The following is a 16,992-nucleotide window of genomic DNA, read 5'->3' as shown; positions in this document are numbered from 1 at the left end:
TCATTGGCTGAACTTGGCTATGGCTGAAGCTCCTCGCGCGGAGCGCGCAAGGCGATGTAGATGGCGGGAATCACCAGCACGGTGAGCAGCGTCGACGACGCAAGCCCGAACAGGAGCGAGATCGCCAATCCCTGGAAGATCGGATCGAGCAGGATGGTTGCCGCCCCGATCATGGCTGCAAGCGCGGTAAGCAGGATCGGCTTGAAGCGGACGGCGCCCGCTTCCAGCACCACTTCGCGCAGCGACTTGCCTTCGGCGCCGCTGTGCCGGATGAAGTCGACGAGCAAAATGGAATTGCGCACGATGATGCCGGCGAGCGCGATGAAGCCGATCATCGAGGTCGCGGTGAACGGCGCACCCAGGAGCCAGTGCCCGATCAGGATGCCGATCAGCGTCAGCGGAATCGGCGTCAGGATGACGAGCGGCAGACGGAAGCTCCTGAACTGGGCGACGACCAGCACGTAGATCCCGAGGATGGCCGCGCCGAAGGCTGCACCCATGTCGCGGAAGGTCACCCAGGTGATTTCCCACTCGCCATCCCACAGCAGCGTCGGACGGGACTCGTCCGATGGCTGGCCGTGCAGGCTGATTGCGGGCTTCGGCAGCTTGCCCCAATCATGGGCATCCACGCGATCGGCGACCGCGAGCATGCCGTAGAGCGGCGCCTCGAAGCGCCCGGCAAGCTCGGCCATGACCATGTCGGCGAAGCGGCCGTCGCGGCGGAAGATCGTCGGCGAGCCTTCCTCCACGGTCGCCTTCACGATCTGGCCGAGTTCGACCACCGTCTTGCTGCCCGGCAGCGTATTGGCCGGCACCGGCGTTGAGGCCAGCGCCTCGTCCCAGACCAGTTCGCGCTTTCCGAGATGCACCGCAATCTCGATCGGGTTGCGGTCCTCGCCGCGATGGGAGTAGCCGATCGAGGTGCCGCCGAACAACGTCTGGATGGTATCGTAGACGTCGCGCTGCTCGACGCCGAAGAATTCGAGCCGGTCCTGGTCGATCGAAAGCCGCAACCGCGGCCGCTTGTCGCCGATGGAATCGTCGATGTCGACGATGAACGGCACGTCCGCGAAAACCTTCTTGAGCTCGGCCGCGACCGCACGGCGCGTGGTTGCATCGGGACCATAGACCTCGGCGAGCAGGGTCGACAGCACGGGCGGCCCGGGCGGCACTTCGACCACCTTGACGCTGGTGCCGGTGGGCGGACCGAGCGCCTTCAGCTTCTCGCGGAGATCGAGCGCGATCTCATGGCTCGCGCGCTTGCGCTCGCCGCGCGCAGCGAGGTTGACCTGCACTTCGCCGAGTTCGGGCCTCTCCCGCAAGTAATAGTGCCGCACCAGGCCGTTGAAATTGAAGGGAGCCGGCGTGCCGGCGTAGGATTGCAGCGAGGTGACCTCAGGCAATTGCCGCGCAATCTCGGCCGCGCCGAACAGCGTGCGCTCGGTCGCCTCCAGGCTCGCCCCTTCCGGCAGATCGACGACAACGGCGATTTCGGACTTGTTGTCGAACGGCAGAAGCTTGACCGTCACCGACTTGGTCGCAAACAGCGTCGTCGACAGCAGCGTCGCGACGCCGACGCCGATCAGGAATATCCAGGCCGACCGCTTGCTCCGCACGATCGGCGCGGCGAAGCGTCGGTAGACGCGGCCGAGCCGGCCTTCGTCGTGGCCCGCATGCGTCGGCGCAACGTCGCCCTTCGGCGCGAGCTTGAGCATCAGCCAGGGCGCGACCACCATTGCCACGAAGAACGAGAACAGCATGGCAGCCGACGCATTGGCCGGAATAGGCGCCATGTAGGGTCCCATCAGGCCCGAAACGAACAGCATCGGCAACAGCGCAGCGACGACGGTCAAGGTCGCCACGATGGTGGGATTACCGACCTCCGCAACCGCCTCGATGGTCGCCTGCAAGCGCGGCCGGCCGTCGCGCATGGCCCAGTGCCGCGCGATGTTCTCGACGACGACGATGGCATCGTCGACGAGAATGCCGATCGAGAAGATCAACGCGAACAGGCTGACGCGGTTGATGGTGTAGCCCATCAAATTGGCGGCGAACATCGTGAGCAGGATCGTCGTGGGAATCACGACGAATGTCACCAGCGCCTCGCGCCAGCCGATCGCGATCGCGATCAGCACCACGATCGAGATCGTCGCGAGGGCGAGGTGGAACAGCAACTCGTTGGCCTTCTCGTTGGCGGTCTCGCCGTAGTCGCGCGTCACCGTCACCTGGATATCTTCGGGTATCAGGCGCGACTTCAACGCGGCGAGGCGTTCGGCGATGTTCTCGGACACGACGACCGCATTGGCGCCGGCCCGCTTGGCTAGCGCCAGGCTGACGGCAGGCGTACGCGCCCACTGTCCGGCGGCATCGCGAGATTCCGTCCAGACGCGATGCTCGACGGTGCTCGGGCCGACGACGACGGAGGCGACGTCCTTGACATAGACCGGCCGGCCGTCGCGGCTCGTGATGAGCAATAGTCCGATATCGGGAACCCCGGACAGCGTCTGGCCCGCCGCGACGCTTCGCACGATGCCGGCATCGCGGACCTGCCCCGCCAGGAACGAGCGGTTGGCATCCTTCACCTTGGCCACGAGCTGCTGCAGCGTAACGCCGAACAACGACAGCTTCTCCGGATCGGCCTCGACCCGGATCTGTTGCGCCGCGCCTCCGGATATGTAGGTCAGGCCAATATCGTCGACCTTCATCAGCTCCGCGCGCAGCTTGTCGGCGAGCTCGTAGAGATCCTTGTCGGACCAGCGGCCAGCAGCTTCCGGCTTCGGCGATAGCGTCAATACCGCCACCGCGACGTCATTGATGCCCCGGCCGACGATCAGCGGCTCGGGAATGCCGACGGGAATTCGGTCGAGATTGGCGCGGATCTTCTCGTGCACCCGCAGGATGGCGTCCTCGAACTTGGTGCCGACCAGGAAACGCGCGGTGACCATCACGCGATCATCCTCGGTCTGGCTATAAACGTGCTCGACGCCGTCGATGCCTTTGACGATCGATTCCAGCGGCTTGCTCACCAGCTCCACCGCGTCCGGCGCTCGGAGGCCATCGGCATTGACGCGGATGTCCACCATGGGAACGCTGATCTGCGGCTCCTCCTCGCGCGGGATGACCACCACGGCGATCAGCCCCACGACGAGCGCCGCGAGCAGGAAAAGCGGGGTCAGCGGCGATCCGATCGTCGCACTCGTCAACCGGCCCGACAGCCCGAGATTCATGGCCGCACCAATTGGTCGCCGGCTGAAATGCCGGACAGGATCTCGAGTCCGTCGGACAGCGCCGGCGTCGGCAATTCGCGCCCACGCTGCACCGGCACGTCCATCGTTCCGCTATCCTTCTGAAGCCGAACGTAGTCGATGCCGAACCTGGTCGACACATAGCTCGACGGGATGACGAAGGCCGCTCTCGTGCCGCCGGAGATCCAGACCCGCAGGCGGTCACCGACGAAATATTCGCCGAGGCCCTCGACCGTCGCATCCGCAATGACGCGCCCCTCCTCGATTTGAGGATAGACGAGGTCGATGACGCCCGACTTGGCGGCTTCTCCGACGAACTCCGCGCCATCGATCCGAATTTTGTCGCCAGCCTTGAGGAAGCGCGCGTGCCGCTCCGGCACGCGAAGCCGCAGCTTGAAATTCTGTTGAGCGACGGTGACGATCGGATCGCCGGCGAGCACGACGGATCCGATCGTGATCAACCGCTTCAACACGCGGCCGTCTGCCGGCGCGAGCACCTGCCCCTGGTTGAGCTGCTCGTTGATCACCGCGCGTTCGGCCGTCTTGGCACGCAGGCCGTTCTCAGCGACGTTCAGCGCGGTGCGCTGTTCGTCGAGCTTGATCCGCGGCAGGATGCCGCGCTCGACCAGCCCTTCGGTCCGGGTGAAGTCGAGCTGCGCCTGGTTCGCCTGCGCCTGCAGCGCCTCGATCTGTGCATCGAGCGATTTCATCTGCAGCACGAGCTTTTCGTCCCCGATGGTCGCGATTGCCTGGCCGGCGGCAACGCGATCCCCTTCCCTGACCTTGAGCTGAACCACCGTACCGCCAATCCGTCCGCGCGCCGGCACAACGCTGGTGCTTTCGACCGTGGCGAAGACGGCCTTTTGATCAGCGATCGATTGCGGCGTGACCACGAATGCTTCGGCGGCCGTCGCCGTTGTTTCAGACAAGCCTATCGCCGCGAAGGCAGCCAGCAGGCCCAAATAACTCGCCATACATCGCATGGGACTTTTCCGTGTCATGAGCAAAACATCACCACGCCGCTGCGCAGCTCATTTCATCTGCATCGGAAAGGGGCGTGTTGATCCTGGTCAAGGCGCCCTCCTCCGAACTCTCTTAGGTTCATCTGGTCCTGGCGGACTTCGGCGCGCAGAACGCCTGGTAGAGCGTCTTCAATACCTCGCGCGCCGGCTCGCTTGCGATCGAATAGAAGATCGTCTGCGCCTCGCGCCGGGCCGACACCAGACCGTCCTTGCGAAGGAGCGCTAGATGCTGGGACACCGTGGAGTCCCGCAGGCTCAAGAATTCGGCGAGCTCGCCTACCGATCGCTCGCCATCGATCAACTGGCAGATAATCAGCAGACGGTGTCGGTTCGCGAGCGCCTTCAAAAGCTCGCTCGCCTGATCCGCCGCCCGCTCCATGATTTCAGCATTTACTTTCATAGTTGCGTATATACGAACTTACGAATATATAGTCAAGCGCCGCACGACAGCCGGAACTGAACAGGCGAAGCGGTTTGATCCAACGGAGGTAACCCATGGCGGAAGTTGTCGTAATCGGAGCCGGCCTGAGCGGAACACTGATGGCCTATGAATTGTTGCCGCAGCTGAGAAAGGAGGATCGCGTCAGCGTCGTCTCGCAAGGCGCCGTCTATCATTTCGTCCCATCCAATCCTTGGGTCGCCGTCGGCTGGCGCAAGCGCGAAGAGATCGAGATTGATCTGGCGGACGTCATGAAACGCAAGGGCGTGCGACTGCTCACGCAGGGCGCAAGTCGCGTCCACCCGACCGAGAGCCGTGTCGATCTCGGCGACGGCACGTCGATCGACTACGACTATCTGGTCGTCGCGACCGGCCCCGAACTGGCGTTCGATGAGATTCCGGGTCTCGGCCCACAAGGCCATACGCAGTCGATCTGCCACGTCGATCATGCCACCCATGCGCGCGAGGCCTTCGAGAAGCTCGCGGCGAACCCCGGCCCCGTCGTCATCGGCGCCGTGCAGGGCGCCTCCTGCTTCGGGCCGGCCTACGAATTCCTCTTCATCCTCGAAACGGAGCTGCGCCGGCGAAAGCTGCGCGATCGGGTGCCGATGACGTTCGTCACCTCGGAGCCCTATATCGGCCATCTCGGTCTGGACGGCGTCGGAGACACCAAGGGTCTCCTGGAGAGCGAGATGCGGGAGAAGCACATCAAGTGGATCACCAACGCCCGCGTCGACAAAGTCGCCCCCGGCCTGATGTCGGTGGAGGAGTTCGCTGACGACGGCACGTCTCGCAAGGCCCATGAGCTGCCATTCGCCTATTCGATGATGTTGCCTGCCTTCCGCGGCGTCGAGGCGGTGCGCGGCATCGAGAAACTGACCAACCCGCGCGGCTTCGTCGTCGTCGACAAGCACCAGCAGAACCCCGCTTTTCCCAACGTGTTCGCGGTCGGTGTCTGCGTCGCGATCGCGCCGGTCGGCGCAACCCCAGTGCCGGTCGGCGTCCCAAAGACGGGCTTCATGATCGAATCCATGGTGACGGCGACGGCGATGAACATCGGCGCCCTGCTCCGCGGCAAGGCGCCCACGGCAGAGCCGACCTGGAACGCGATTTGCCTCGCCGACTTCGGTGACTCCGGCGTCGCCTTCCTGGCTCAGCCGCAGATCCCGCCGCGAAACGTCAATTGGTCCTCCAAGGGCGAATGGGTGCACCTCGCCAAGGTGGCCTTCGAGAAATACTTCCTGCGCAAGATGCGGCGCGGCGAGAGCGAGCCGTTCTACGAGCGCTTCGTTCTCGACAAGCTGAACATCACCAAGCTCAAGGAGGTCCGAACCGGCACATGAGCACGACACGCCAGATCGTCTGCGGCAGTTGCGGACGCATCAATCGCCTGCCTGCCGAACGCGCGGCGCAAGGTGCGCGTTGCGGCGCCTGTCACCAGCCCATGTTCACCGCTCATCCGATCGAGGTGGACGAGGAGGCCTTCGGCCGCCATGTCGCCAACAGCGACATTCCCGTGCTGGTCGACGTCTGGGCACCGTGGTGCGGCCCGTGCCGCGCCATGGCACCGATGTTCGAGCGCGCCGCGCAGCAGCTGGAGCCGAACGTCCGGCTGTTGAAGCTCAACTCGGACAATGCACCTGAACTGTCGTCGCGCCTCAACATCAGCGGCATACCGACCCTGCTGTTGATGCGCGGCGGCCGCGAGATCGCCCGGCATTCCGGCGCGATGGATGCACGCAGCATCGTCGCCTGGACTGAAGCCGGCCTGACCCGTTCGTAACTTAGCCAGAAAGAAGGAGCCTGCCATGAATGTCGATAAAGCCGTTCTCGCCTTTGCGGGATGCGTCGTCCTGCTCGGTCTCGCACTCGGCGCCTATGTGAATGCGTATTGGTACCTGCTGACGGCATTTGCCGGACTGAACATGTTGCAGGCCTCGTTCACCGGCTTCTGCCCGGCGGCGATCGTGTTCAGGAAGCTGGGCCTGAGCAGCGGTTGCGCGTTCTCCTGAACGCGCAATCCAGCCTGTGATACGGGGGAACTTGCCATGACCGACGACACCTTCATCGAGGGACCTCTCTACGAGAAGCGTAGGAAGGTCTATCCGCAGTCGGTCCACGGCCCTTTCCGCCGTATCAAATGGGCGATCCTCTGCGTCACGCTCGGGACCTATTATCTCCTGCCGTTCGTGCGCTGGAATCGCGGGCCCGGCCTGCCCGATCAGGCCGTGCTGATCGACCTCCCGCATCGGCGCTTCTACTTCTTCTTCATCGAGCTGTGGCCGCAGGAGGTCTACTACTTCACCGGCCTCCTCATCATCGCGGCCATGACGCTCTTCCTGATGAACGCGGTCGCGGGGCGGCTGTGGTGCGGCTACATGTGTCCGCAGACCGTGTGGACCGATCTGTTCTATGCGGTCGAGCGCTGGGTCGAAGGCGACCGGCGCGAGCGCATGCAGGGCGACAAGCGTTACTGGACGTTCGATCACCTCCGGAAGGTCGCACTCAAGCACTTCCTCTGGATCATGATCGCATGGTGGACCGGCGGCGCCTGGGTGCTCTATTTCGCAGATGCGCCAACGCTGGTGAGGGAGCTCGCGACCTTCCAGGCGCCCTTCATCGCCTATCTCTGGATCGGCATTCTCACCGCCACCACCTATGTCTTCGCCGGCCACGCCCGCGAACAGATGTGCATTTACATGTGTCCGTGGCCGCGGATCCAGGCGGCGTTGACCGACGAATGGGCGCTCAACGTCACCTATCGCCGCGACCGCGGCGAGCCGCGCATGTCGGTGAAGAAAGCGGATGCCGCCCGCGCGCACGGCAGTCCCGCCGGCGATTGCGTCGACTGCCATCAGTGCATCAATGTCTGTCCGACCGGCGTCGATATCCGCAACGGCATCCAGCTCGGCTGCATCCAGTGCGGCTTGTGCATCGATGCCTGCGACAACGTCATGGGCGAGATCGGACGGCCCAAAGGCCTGATCGGCTACGACACCGACATCAACATGCAGCGCCGGCGCGAAGGCAAGCCGCCGATCTACCGCATCATCCGTCCGCGCACACTGGTCTATGCCGCAGCCATCGCGCTCGTCGGCAGCATCATGCTGTACACGCTCGCCACGCGCGCGACGTTGGACGTCAACGTGCTGCACGAGCGCAATCCGCTGTTCGTCCAGCTCTCGGATGGTGGTGTGCGCAACGACTACACCGTCCGCATCCTCAACAAGGGCCCGCAACGATCGTTCGCAATCGAAGTCTCAGGCCTGCCGGGCGCGACCGTCCGCGTCGCGGGCATGGCGCCGAATTCCGACGGCAAGCCCGTCGTCGAGGTCGGGCAGGATCAGACCAGCGAAGTCCGGCTGTCGGTGCAGGTCGGCCCGACCGATCTGCCGAAGACTTCGCGCGACATCGATATCGCCATCACTGACACGGTCAGCGGCGAACGCGCAGGTGCCCGCGACCATTTCGTCCCGGGTGAGAAATAGCCACCGGTGGGACCTCGCCGCCACCGATGGACAGCCAGGCCGGTCACTACCGGAACCGGGACGCCAGGCGCTTTCGCCGATTCAAGCGAACAGCGGCTGCTCCAGTGCCATCGCAGGTTGGATGGGGATGGCATCACAGTCGCGCACCTCGTTCGTGATCACCTTGAATCGCACGAGTTCCGCCGGGCCAAAAGCAGTCGAAATGGCGACGTCGGCTGCATCCCTGCCGCGCGCGATCACGACGCGGCCGATTCGGGGATGATTGTGCCGCGCATCGAACGTGTACCAACGTCCGCCGACGTAGGCTTCGAACCAGGCGCTGAAATCCATCGGCGCCGGATCCGGCGGCACGCCGATATCGCCGAGGTAACCAGTGCAATAGCGGGCCGGGATGTTCATGCAGCGGCACAAGGTGACAGCCAGGTGCGCGAAGTCCCTGCAAACGCCGATACGCTCCTGGTGGCCTTCGGAAGCCGTCCGGTCACTTCGTGCGAACTGATAGCCAAACTTGATATGGCCGTGAACGTAATCACAGATCGTCTGGACACGGCGCCAGCCGCCTTTGATTTGACCGAACGTCGACCACGCCAAATCGGTCAGCCGCTGAGTGTCGCAGTAGCGACTGCCGAGAAGATACACCAGCGCTTCATCGGGGAGCTGGTCCAACGGGATCTGTTCGGCATCAGGCGCAACCTCGTCGGGCAACCCGCTATCCTCGATGATGAACTCGTTGCGGATGTTGATTTGACCAACAGGGGCGACAAGCCGCGTGCAGACGTTGCCGAACCCATCCTTGTAGTCCCTGAGCGCAACGTTCGGCGACACCCGGATGGCATGATCGGTCAGGAGGTCGCCTTGCCGTGACGGATGAACGCTCAGCATCAGCACCGTCGGCACGTCCTGGAAACAGTTGAACGCAATGTCGTAGCCTGCCCGGATCTTCAAGATCGTGTCCTCTGCATCGCCGCTGATGTCGTCGACAAGCTCGGGGCGGGATCATTGGTTCCGCGTGCGCTCCTGCGAATCTGCCGAAATGCAAGGCACTTGTGCGGTTTGCACGGACAATTGGGCTCTTGGAACCGATGCAGAAGCAGGCTCATATGGCGCGAGCCCGAGTACACCAGATGCCCCTCTATTCCGTCCACCACAGCACGATCTACCGCTACCGGCACCCCGTCAGGCTCGGGCAGCACCAATTGCTGTTTCGTCCGCGCGACAGCTTCGATCAGCGCCTGCTCGCGTGCCGACTCGACGTGCGCCCCGAGCCGTCGGAAATCCGCTGGATCCACGACGTGTTCGGCAATTGCGTAACCATCGTCGATTTTGCGGCCCGGACCGACGTGCTGGAATTCGACACCACGATCCGGCTGGACCATACACCCGAGAACGCGCCGGACTTCCGGATCGAGCCATATGCCCACGAGCATCCGTTCGCCTACGACGAGACCGAGTTGCCGGATCTCGCACCGTACATGCTCCGGCATCATCCCGGCGACGTTGCCGTCGACGACTGGTTGTCGAAGTTCATTGCGCCCTCGGCGAGCCGTCCGACAGGGCAATTGCTGATGACGCTCAACGAAGCGATCGCGGAAGGTTTCTCCTATCGGAGGAGAACCTCGCATGGCACCCAAACCCCCGCCGAAACGCTCGAACTGCAGCAGGGAACGTGTCGCGACTTTGCCCTGCTGATGATGGAGGCCGCCCGATCGCTCGGTTTTGCGGCGCGCTTCATCACCGGTTACGTCTACGTGCCGGACCGTGACGGCCCGGCGCGGCTGGGCGGAGGCTCGACCCACGCATGGTGCTCGATCTACGTCCCGGGCTCGGGCTGGGTCGAGTTCGATCCGACCAACGGGATTGTCGGAAACCGCGATCTGATCAGGGTCGGAGTTGCCCGCACGCCGGCCCAGGTGATCCCGCTCTCGGGGTCCTACTGGGGGGAGCCGGACGATGAGCTCGGAATGGAGGTCGCGGTCAACGTGAAGACCGAGACCAGACCGGAGCCCGAGGAAGCGGGCACGGCGGCGCCCGGTCTGGATGCAGTATCCTCAACGGGACGTTAACAGAACCGCTCGGATTGATTCTGGGTCCCAACGCTATCTTTCCAATCTTTGCGCTAAGGATGGTCCTCCTGAGACGGGCATTGCCCGCGTAAACGGGGACGACGGAACGTGGTCGACATCGCGCATCAGGCAGCCATCAATCCGGCATCGGCAAGGGATGCCGCGAAGGTGCGGGCGCCTGTGCCGGTGACGGCGATCGAACCCGGTCAATGGCGCGCGCTCGCACAGCGGGCTGTCGAACCGAACGGATATTACCTGCCCGGCTGGGAGCTCGCCGTCAGTGCCACCGCGCGCGGCCGCACGGACGCATTGGCGCTGACAGCCTTCAACGGATCTGGAACGCGGCTGATCGGGCTGATGCCGGTCATCTCGCTCTGGCGCGCCTGGAAAATTCCCCTGCCCGCGCTGGCGACCGCGCATCCCTATGGCACGCTGTGCAGCCCTTTGATCGATCGCGACGCGCCGCTCGAGGCCACCACGCGCCTGTTGCAGCAGGCGCGCGCGGCCGGCGTGCATGCGCTCGTGCTGACCGACGTCGCGCTCGACGGCGCGGCGATGAATTCGCTGAAGCAGGTCCTGGATCGCGACGGCCTGCGGCCGCGTGTCCTCTCCTCCTACATCCGCGCCAGCCTCGATGCGACGCGGGATGGCGAGACGCTGCTGCGCGAGGCGCTCGGCGCCAAGAAGCTCAAGGAGCTGCGGCGCCAGCGCCATCGCCTCGAAGAACACGGCGCCGTCATGTTCGAGGTTGCGCGCAGGCCCGACGAGATCGGGCCGGCGCTCGAAACATTCCTGCAGCTCGAAGCCGGCGGCTGGAAAGGCAAGCGCGGCACCGCGCTGATCCAGCATGTGGGCGATGCGACCTTCATCCGCCGCGCCGTGCCGGCGCTGGCGGAGACCGCGCAGTGCGAGATCGTCACATTGCGCGCCGGCACGACTCCGGTCGCCGCCGGCATCGTGCTGCGTCACCAGGACCGCGCTTTCTTCTTCAAGCTCGGCATCGACGAGCGCTTTGCACGATATTCGCCGGGCGTGCAGCTCACGCTCGACCTCACCCGCCATCTCTGCGCCGATCCCGCCATCGCCAGCGCGGACTCGACGGCGAGCGCCGATCACCCCATGATCAATCCGATCTGGCGCGGGCGCTTCGCGATCGGTGACGTGCTGATCCCGCTGCGGCGGTACGATCCGGTCGTGACGCTGGTTCACGGCGCGCTCGCGGCGCACGGCATCGCCTACGCAGCGGCGCGCCGCGCAGTTCACCTACTTCGTAAATAGAACAGCTACTCCGCCGCCTGCGCGTTGATCTCCGCCGAGACCTGGCGGATGGCACGGGCGAGCAGGTTCGGATCCTGCGCGCCGGAGACGGCGTATTTCTGCGCGAAGACATAGGTCGGCACGCCGGAGATGCCCTTCTCGGCGGCTTCCTGCGCATCCGCCGAGACGCGCGCGACGTCCTCGTCTGTGGCGAGGCGCTTGCGCACTTCGTCGGCATCGAGACCGACATGGGCGGCCGCCTGCACCAGCACGTTCACATCAGTGAGATCGCCGCCGTCGCGGAAATAGAGCTCCATCAGGCGCTGCTTCATCTCCGGCGCCTTGCCGATCGCCTCGGCCCACAGGATGAGGCGGTGGCAGTCGGTCGTGTTGGGCTGGCGCGCCACAAGCTCGGGCTTGTAGACGAGGCCCTCCTCGCCCGCGGCCGCGACGACCCGCCCGGCAATGCCCTTATAGGCTTCGACCGAGCCGAACTTCTGGATGAGATAGGCCTCACGGCTGATGCCCTCGGGCGGCACCCAGGGATTGAGGAAGAAGGGACGGAAATTGAGCTTGACCGGAACGTCAGGCACGAGCGCGAGCGCGCTCTCGATCCGGTGCTTGCCGATGTAGCACCAGGGGCACACCACGTCGGAGACGACGTCGATCTGGAGCGGTTTCAGCGTGCTCATGTCAGGCGCCTCCTTCGGGCCGGTGCGGGTTTGCCCAAAGATAAGCAGAACCCGCCCCGAGGCAAGAGCGCTAGGTCATGGCTGCTGCCATCTGCTTCAGCCGTTCGGCCGTGCGCTCGTCGGCCGGAAAGAACGTCTCCAGCGCCAGCTCCGACAGCGTGATGTCGACGGGCGTGCCGAACACCATGGTGGTGGAGAAGAAACTAAGTATCTCGCCCTCGTGCCGCAGCTTGAAGGGGATCGCGACATTGTCGCTCGACAGCGGCGCCGAACGCGCCGGAATGGGATAGCTCTTCAAATCATTGTAGAGCTTGATCAGCTCGGGATCGGCGGTGGTCTCGCATTGGCGGTGCAGCCGCTCCAGCAGATGTCCGCACCATTCCGCAAGATTGACCGTGCGAGGCGCCAGCGCCTCGGGATGGAAGGCGAGCCGCAGCACGTTAATGGGCTGACCGAGCAGATGCGGCGGGATGCCCGCGAGCAGCGGTGCCACCATGCGGTTGGCTGAGACCAGATTCCAGTGCCTGTCTACTGCAAGCGCGGGATTGGGCTCATGCGCTTTGAGCACGAGGTCGATCGCCCGGCGGGCTGACTTCAAGGCGGGATCCTCCAGCGTGCGCTGCGGGAATGCCGGCGCGTAACCCGCCGCGACCAACAGCACGTTGCGTTCGCGCAAGGGCACGTCGAGGCGCTCGGCGAGCCTCAGCACCATGTCGCGCGAGGGCGCGGCACGGCCGGTCTCGACGAAGCTCAGGTGCCGCGCCGATATCTCGGCTTCGCCGGCGAGATCGAGCTGGCTCATGCGGCGGCGCTGCCGCCATTCGCGCAAATGGTCGCCGATATGGACGGGCTGGCTGCGTTCGGTCCGTGCCGTGGAAGCATGTGCGTTCATGGTCGAAAATCTAGCATGTGGATTTCCGCCCTTCCATTACCCGCGAGGTAATCGAATTGGGGCGCAACCGCGCGCATCTTCGGCAGCAACAGGAGATGACCATGATCGCACTGTTGCTCTACCGGACCATTGCAGACCACCTCGTTCCCTGGGCCATGACTTTCGCAACGCGGATGCTTGCGCGCGGCCTCAACGTGCCGGAGCCGCTGGTGCATTCGACCGGCGACTATGTCGTCGCCCGGGTCATCGCCTTCGAGCACGACGTTGGCAGGAGCCTCTGCCCGTTCCGCCTCGCTCGCCTGCTCCGCGCCTGCTGGCGCGGGCGGCGTTGAGTTCCAACCAGAGCCCACCCCAACCAAGGAGACCCAAGATGATCGAATCATCCACCTTCCTGCGCCGCGCACTTCTCGCCGACGCCGCCTTCAGCGGCATCGCCGCGCTCGGCTTCACCTTCGGTGCAGGCGCGTTCGCGAGGCTGTTCAATCTGCCGGAAACGCTGCTGCTTGAAACCGGCCTGTTCCTGATCGCCTACGGCGCGCTGGTCGGCTGGCTCGCCTCGCGCGCCTCGGTACCGAAACTGCTCGTCCTGCTGGTCGTTGTCGGCAATGCGGCCTGGACGGTCGGCAGCATCGCATTGCTGATTTCGGGCGCGGTGTCGCCGAACCTCGCCGGCGCGCTCATGGTCGTGGCGCAGGCAATCGCGACCGGCGTGTTTGCCGAGCTGCAATATGTGGGATTGCGGAAGAGCGGGAGTATGGTGGCGGCGTGATGGCTTGGTGACATGACGCGGCACGGCCCGCGGGAACGCGAACGTCTCATCAAATCGCATCGCATCCGAAAGCATGCATGGCCTCGCGTTCTCGCGGCGCATTTCGCCCGAGCTTTGCCCGATCGATCGCACCCTTCGTTGCCGGAGGGCGCAGGGAAGGCCGGGCGCCGGCGGCACCCGAGTCCGTGTACAACGATATGCACACGGGGTGGACTACAGGTGATGCCGGTCGCCCGGCCTTCCCTGCGCGGATGGTTTTAACGGTGTCCTTCGTGCTCTCCTCGGGGAGCGTTGCACTATTGCCCCCGTCCCCTTGCGGCCGATCGATGTGAGGACCCGGTCGGGCCGCCGCATCACCGCAAGACTTGACGCCAGAACCCCGGGCGTCGGGACCACACGACTTCTCCGTCCGCGGACGGCCTGGCCTCAGCGCCCGGGGCTTGGTGTGCGCACCCCCGACCATCGACCAAACCGCTGTGACCGCACCGTGTCGTATGCGCATCGCGCCGGGACTCAACGGTCTCCCGTCCCTGTCCCCACGCAATCGCGCCGGCGCTACCGCGTCCACCGCACCCCGGCCCGCATCTCGTGACGATCGCGAAGCGCCCCTCTGGCAGGGCCGGGATGGCGGGTGTATGCCACAAATCCGAAATTCGGAAAAGCGATATATTTATGTCGGGAGGGATTGACGGGTTTCGGTGTTTTGCCCGACGCCTCGCCCCGCGCCAGTCAGAGCCGGCAGGAGACGGCGCCCAACATCCGGATGCCGCGTCCGCTTTAGGCTATGGGCTTATTAATCAGCTGGCCGCCTGATGTCCGCCCAGCCTCTAACAACGGCGGGAAAGCTGACGTCTCCCGAGGTCGCTGAAGGGCCAGAGCGGAAGCACACAAAAAGACGGTCGCTATCACGTCTTGTGTTCCGGCGACCAACTCTGATTTGTCATCCATGAACAGAACGCCATCGAGCCCCCTCCAGCAGCGGCAATCCAAAGCAGGTGGCTTTGGGACGAGAAACCCACAAGAGCCGATCCAACCACGCCAGACATCGCCACGAGAGCGAGCTGCCAGCGCCGCCCTTCCAGAGAGTAATCGACCACCGCACTAGGAAACGCGACCAAAAAACCTAGGAACGGAAGCCCAACCAACCAACCGAGGGCACTCGTCGATCCGAACAGAAACTCGAGCATTCCGCCAAGAAGCAGCGGTCCCACTATGAGAAATGTAAAAATGCGTTTCATTAGGTCACGGACCTTCGAAGGCAATCCGTTCGGGGCGTCGTGGCTCGTATAACCTGGATTTGCTAACGCTGCACCAAGCCGAACCTGACAAACGTCTGCAACGGGTCAGAGGCTGCCGTCGACAGCCAGCATGCCCTTGATCGGGTGATCTCTCGGAAGTGGACATCGCCGCGCTCTGGGCTGACGTCGACCCCGGGCCAACAGCGGAATTCCGGATTCGCGCGCGGGGGCGAGGCCTACCTATCAATGGGCGAGAATGTGCGGACGACCTCATATATGCCCGGCTCAAATTTCGCGATCGTGAGCGCCTCCTCGAGAAAGGGTAGCGGTCCAGGATCCTGGCGCATGGACTCATAGTCTTCCGCGCTGCGCCACTGCGCATACATGGTCACCTTCGTGCCGTCGAGGCTCCGATGAAGGGTCGAGGAAACAAAGCCCGGTGCCCGGCTGACGAATTCATCGGTTGCGCGCGCGAGCAAAACGAGGAGCCGGTCTTGGTTGGCGGGATCTACCGTGAAGACATTTATTAGGCTGATCATACGGTCGGTCCTTTCTTTTGTTGCCTGATGTCTTGCCTATCACGGGGGAGTTCCAATAGGACCGTCACTATCTTCAGCCTCACGTCGGATTGACCGCCCGAAGTCGTTGTTGGACCCAAATGAAGCGCCCCCGAGAGAACCCGATCAAACCAGAGGTACGCCGCACCGGAGGCGTTCCGTCACCGTTTCAGGGTGCATAATTTTTCGGGACCATATTGTCCGCAACGGGTCACAACGCGAAGAACTCAACCTGAGCAAATCTCGTCTGTTATTCCTCAGTGAACGGACCTTGTAAGAGGTGCCGCCACTTCGCCGATGGGGCCAGTTGCAGACGTCACATCACTTCTTCTTTTCGTGCTATGCGGCCGCTTCCACAAGATGGTCCGATACCGTCGAGATGAACGCGCGGAGGCGCTCAAGACGCCGCAGGTCGCGGTGGTATCCCATCCAGATGTCTCGCGCTGGCGGCGGCGTCGGCAGGTTCAGTCTGCGGATACCCGGAATCTGGTTGCCGACCACGCGGGGCAGGACAGCGATGCCGACGCCTTGCCTGCACATGCGCCCCTGGACGTTGCGGTTGTTCGATCGCAGGACCGGTTTTGCGTTGGGGAAACTCTCGATGAGCCACGCGCTGTCGGGAAAGTGGGGCGTGGATGGCGTGATCAGCCGGAAACCAGTCCCATCGCCATATTTGGGATCAGCCGCCTCCTCCGCGATGTAGACGCCGTAGTCGAGCCTGAAGAGCCGCCGCTGAATGACATCGGCAGTGTCGAACGGAACGGCACGAAAAGCGACTTCAGCTTCCCGCTGGGCGAGGCTGAATCGGCGCGTGCCGGTCAGGATCTCGACGTCGACGTTCGGATAGGCTTTCGAGAAATCCGCCAGGATAGGAGGGAGGAGATAGGCGCCGAACCAGTCCGTTGACGAAATGCGCAGACTGCCTTTGAGATTCTGCTCCTGCCCCGCAAGCCGGCGCTCCATGGCCAGCGCGCCCTCTTCCATCTGCTCGGCCAGCGCGACGATCCCGTGGCCCTCGTCGGTCAGAACAAGACCGTCCGCTGTGCGCTGGAAGAGCGTGTGACCGATTGCCTGCTCAAGTGCGCGAAGGCGCCTGCCGACGGTCGGATGGCTTGTCTGAAGAGAACGCGCGGCGCCTCCGAGCGTGCCGGTTCGCGCGATAGCAAGAAAGATTCTGACGTCACTCCATTCCATCGCGACCACCCGCACAAAACTGAACGCCGACAGTACATTTATGTCAGTTCAAGAACAAATCTAAGCACCTAAATCCCCGCCATCGTCTGGTGCGTCCTTCTGCGGCTTCCCCCGACCCGTGAGGGCAGCCGCTTGG

Annotated in this window: 16 protein-coding genes; 8 read left to right on the top strand and 8 right to left on the bottom strand. The window is 64.0% G+C overall.

Annotated elements, in window-relative coordinates:
- Positions 1-17 precede the first annotated feature (17 nt).
- From ACYCVF_RS05475 to ACYCVF_RS05465, 3 genes are all read right to left on the bottom strand, one after another.
- Positions 18-3,227: an efflux RND transporter permease subunit gene (locus tag ACYCVF_RS05475; RefSeq protein WP_459597660.1), complete on the bottom strand. Its 3,210-nt coding sequence runs from the start codon at positions 3,225-3,227 to the stop codon at positions 18-20.
- Positions 3,224-4,219, bottom strand: coding sequence for an efflux RND transporter periplasmic adaptor subunit (locus tag ACYCVF_RS05470; RefSeq protein ID WP_459597658.1), 996 nt, complete (start codon positions 4,217-4,219; stop codon positions 3,224-3,226). Before ACYCVF_RS05470 ends, ACYCVF_RS05475 begins: the two co-directional genes overlap by 4 nt.
- A gap of 127 nt (positions 4,220-4,346) precedes the next feature.
- A complete protein-coding gene (locus tag ACYCVF_RS05465) occupies positions 4,347-4,646 on the bottom strand; it encodes an ArsR/SmtB family transcription factor (protein ID WP_371740165.1) in 300 nt (99 codons plus the stop codon).
- Between the two features lie 116 nt (positions 4,647-4,762).
- Here ACYCVF_RS05465 and ACYCVF_RS05460 point away from each other — a divergent pair, with 116 nt between their 5' ends.
- From ACYCVF_RS05460 to ccoG, 4 genes are read left to right on the top strand one after another with little or no spacing between them, the layout of a single operon-like run.
- Complete coding sequence (locus tag ACYCVF_RS05460) at positions 4,763-6,049, top strand: NAD(P)/FAD-dependent oxidoreductase (RefSeq protein ID WP_459597655.1); 1,287 nt, start codon at positions 4,763-4,765, stop codon at positions 6,047-6,049.
- Entirely contained in the window at positions 6,046-6,489 is a 444-nt protein-coding gene (gene trxC, locus ACYCVF_RS05455; protein WP_459597653.1) for a thioredoxin TrxC, read from the top strand. Before ACYCVF_RS05460 ends, trxC begins: the two co-directional genes overlap by 4 nt.
- Positions 6,490-6,514: 25 nt before the next feature.
- Entirely contained in the window at positions 6,515-6,718 is a 204-nt protein-coding gene (locus tag ACYCVF_RS05450; protein WP_459597651.1) for a YgaP family membrane protein, read from the top strand.
- Positions 6,719-6,754: 36 nt separating this feature from the next.
- Positions 6,755-8,194 carry a cytochrome c oxidase accessory protein CcoG gene (gene ccoG / locus ACYCVF_RS05445; protein ID WP_459597649.1) on the top strand — a complete coding sequence of 480 codons (1,440 nt, stop codon included), beginning with the start codon at positions 6,755-6,757 and terminating at the stop codon, positions 8,192-8,194.
- Between the two features lie 81 nt (positions 8,195-8,275).
- Here the strand turns inward: ccoG and ACYCVF_RS05440 are convergent, their stop codons facing one another.
- Entirely contained in the window at positions 8,276-9,139 is an 864-nt protein-coding gene (locus ACYCVF_RS05440; RefSeq protein ID WP_459597647.1) for a transglutaminase-like domain-containing protein, read from the bottom strand.
- A 179-nt stretch (positions 9,140-9,318) separates the two neighbouring features.
- Here ACYCVF_RS05440 and ACYCVF_RS05435 point away from each other — a divergent pair, with 179 nt between their 5' ends.
- Positions 9,319-10,257 (top strand): transglutaminase family protein, encoded by a 939-nt coding sequence (locus tag ACYCVF_RS05435; protein WP_459597645.1) that lies wholly within the window; start codon positions 9,319-9,321, stop codon positions 10,255-10,257.
- Positions 10,258-10,365: 108 nt separating this feature from the next.
- Positions 10,366-11,535: a GNAT family N-acetyltransferase gene (locus tag ACYCVF_RS05430; protein WP_459597643.1), complete on the top strand. Its 1,170-nt coding sequence runs from the start codon at positions 10,366-10,368 to the stop codon at positions 11,533-11,535.
- A gap of 5 nt (positions 11,536-11,540) precedes the next feature.
- Here the strand turns inward: ACYCVF_RS05430 and ACYCVF_RS05425 are convergent, their stop codons facing one another.
- A complete protein-coding gene (locus ACYCVF_RS05425; RefSeq protein WP_459597641.1) occupies positions 11,541-12,206 on the bottom strand; it encodes a DsbA family oxidoreductase in 666 nt (221 codons plus the stop codon).
- Positions 12,207-12,276: 70 nt separating this feature from the next.
- The gene (locus ACYCVF_RS05420) at positions 12,277-13,098 is read right to left on the bottom strand and encodes a helix-turn-helix domain-containing protein (protein WP_459597639.1); all 822 of its coding nucleotides are present in this window, start codon (positions 13,096-13,098) and stop codon (positions 12,277-12,279) included.
- A gap of 101 nt (positions 13,099-13,199) precedes the next feature.
- On the opposite strand from ACYCVF_RS05420, the gene ACYCVF_RS05415 reads away from it, so the two are divergent.
- Together ACYCVF_RS05415 and ACYCVF_RS05410 are read left to right on the top strand one after the other, a co-directional pair.
- Entirely contained in the window at positions 13,200-13,430 is a 231-nt protein-coding gene (locus ACYCVF_RS05415; protein ID WP_459597637.1) for a hypothetical protein, read from the top strand.
- Positions 13,431-13,468: 38 nt separating this feature from the next.
- Positions 13,469-13,867, top strand: coding sequence for a hypothetical protein (locus ACYCVF_RS05410; protein ID WP_459597635.1), 399 nt, complete (start codon positions 13,469-13,471; stop codon positions 13,865-13,867).
- A gap of 1,474 nt (positions 13,868-15,341) precedes the next feature.
- Here ACYCVF_RS05410 and ACYCVF_RS05405 read toward each other — a convergent pair.
- Together ACYCVF_RS05405 and ACYCVF_RS05400 are read right to left on the bottom strand one after the other, a co-directional pair.
- A complete protein-coding gene (locus tag ACYCVF_RS05405) occupies positions 15,342-15,644 on the bottom strand; it encodes an antibiotic biosynthesis monooxygenase family protein (RefSeq protein WP_459597633.1) in 303 nt (100 codons plus the stop codon).
- Positions 15,645-16,001: 357 nt separating this feature from the next.
- Positions 16,002-16,856 (bottom strand): LysR family transcriptional regulator, encoded by an 855-nt coding sequence (locus ACYCVF_RS05400; protein ID WP_459597631.1) that lies wholly within the window; start codon positions 16,854-16,856, stop codon positions 16,002-16,004.
- Positions 16,857-16,992 lie beyond the last annotated feature (136 nt).

Source organism: Bradyrhizobium cedriense, from assembly GCF_054602315.1.
This window is presented reverse-complemented; position numbering and strand designations above follow the sequence as displayed.

Coding starts and splice junctions, on each gene's coding strand:
- ACYCVF_RS05415 (WP_459597637.1), top strand. CDS start 13,200: ATGATCGCACTGTTGCTCTACCGGACCATTGCAGACCACCTCGTTCCC.
- ACYCVF_RS05425 (WP_459597641.1), bottom strand. CDS start 12,206: ATGAGCACGCTGAAACCGCTCCAGATCGACGTCGTCTCCGACGTGGTG.
- ACYCVF_RS05450 (WP_459597651.1), top strand. CDS start 6,515: ATGAATGTCGATAAAGCCGTTCTCGCCTTTGCGGGATGCGTCGTCCTG.
- ACYCVF_RS05410 (WP_459597635.1), top strand. CDS start 13,469: ATGATCGAATCATCCACCTTCCTGCGCCGCGCACTTCTCGCCGACGCC.
- ACYCVF_RS05470 (WP_459597658.1), bottom strand. CDS start 4,219: ATGGCGAGTTATTTGGGCCTGCTGGCTGCCTTCGCGGCGATAGGCTTG.
- ACYCVF_RS05405 (WP_459597633.1), bottom strand. CDS start 15,644: ATGATCAGCCTAATAAATGTCTTCACGGTAGATCCCGCCAACCAAGAC.
- ACYCVF_RS05420 (WP_459597639.1), bottom strand. CDS start 13,098: ATGAACGCACATGCTTCCACGGCACGGACCGAACGCAGCCAGCCCGTC.
- ccoG (WP_459597649.1), top strand. CDS start 6,755: ATGACCGACGACACCTTCATCGAGGGACCTCTCTACGAGAAGCGTAGG.
- ACYCVF_RS05465 (WP_371740165.1), bottom strand. CDS start 4,646: ATGGAGCGGGCGGCGGATCAGGCGAGCGAGCTTTTGAAGGCGCTCGCG.
- ACYCVF_RS05475 (WP_459597660.1), bottom strand. CDS start 3,227: ATGAATCTCGGGCTGTCGGGCCGGTTGACGAGTGCGACGATCGGATCG.
- ACYCVF_RS05400 (WP_459597631.1), bottom strand. CDS start 16,856: ATGGAATGGAGTGACGTCAGAATCTTTCTTGCTATCGCGCGAACCGGC.
- trxC (WP_459597653.1), top strand. CDS start 6,046: ATGAGCACGACACGCCAGATCGTCTGCGGCAGTTGCGGACGCATCAAT.
- ACYCVF_RS05435 (WP_459597645.1), top strand. CDS start 9,319: ATGCCCCTCTATTCCGTCCACCACAGCACGATCTACCGCTACCGGCAC.
- ACYCVF_RS05460 (WP_459597655.1), top strand. CDS start 4,763: ATGGCGGAAGTTGTCGTAATCGGAGCCGGCCTGAGCGGAACACTGATG.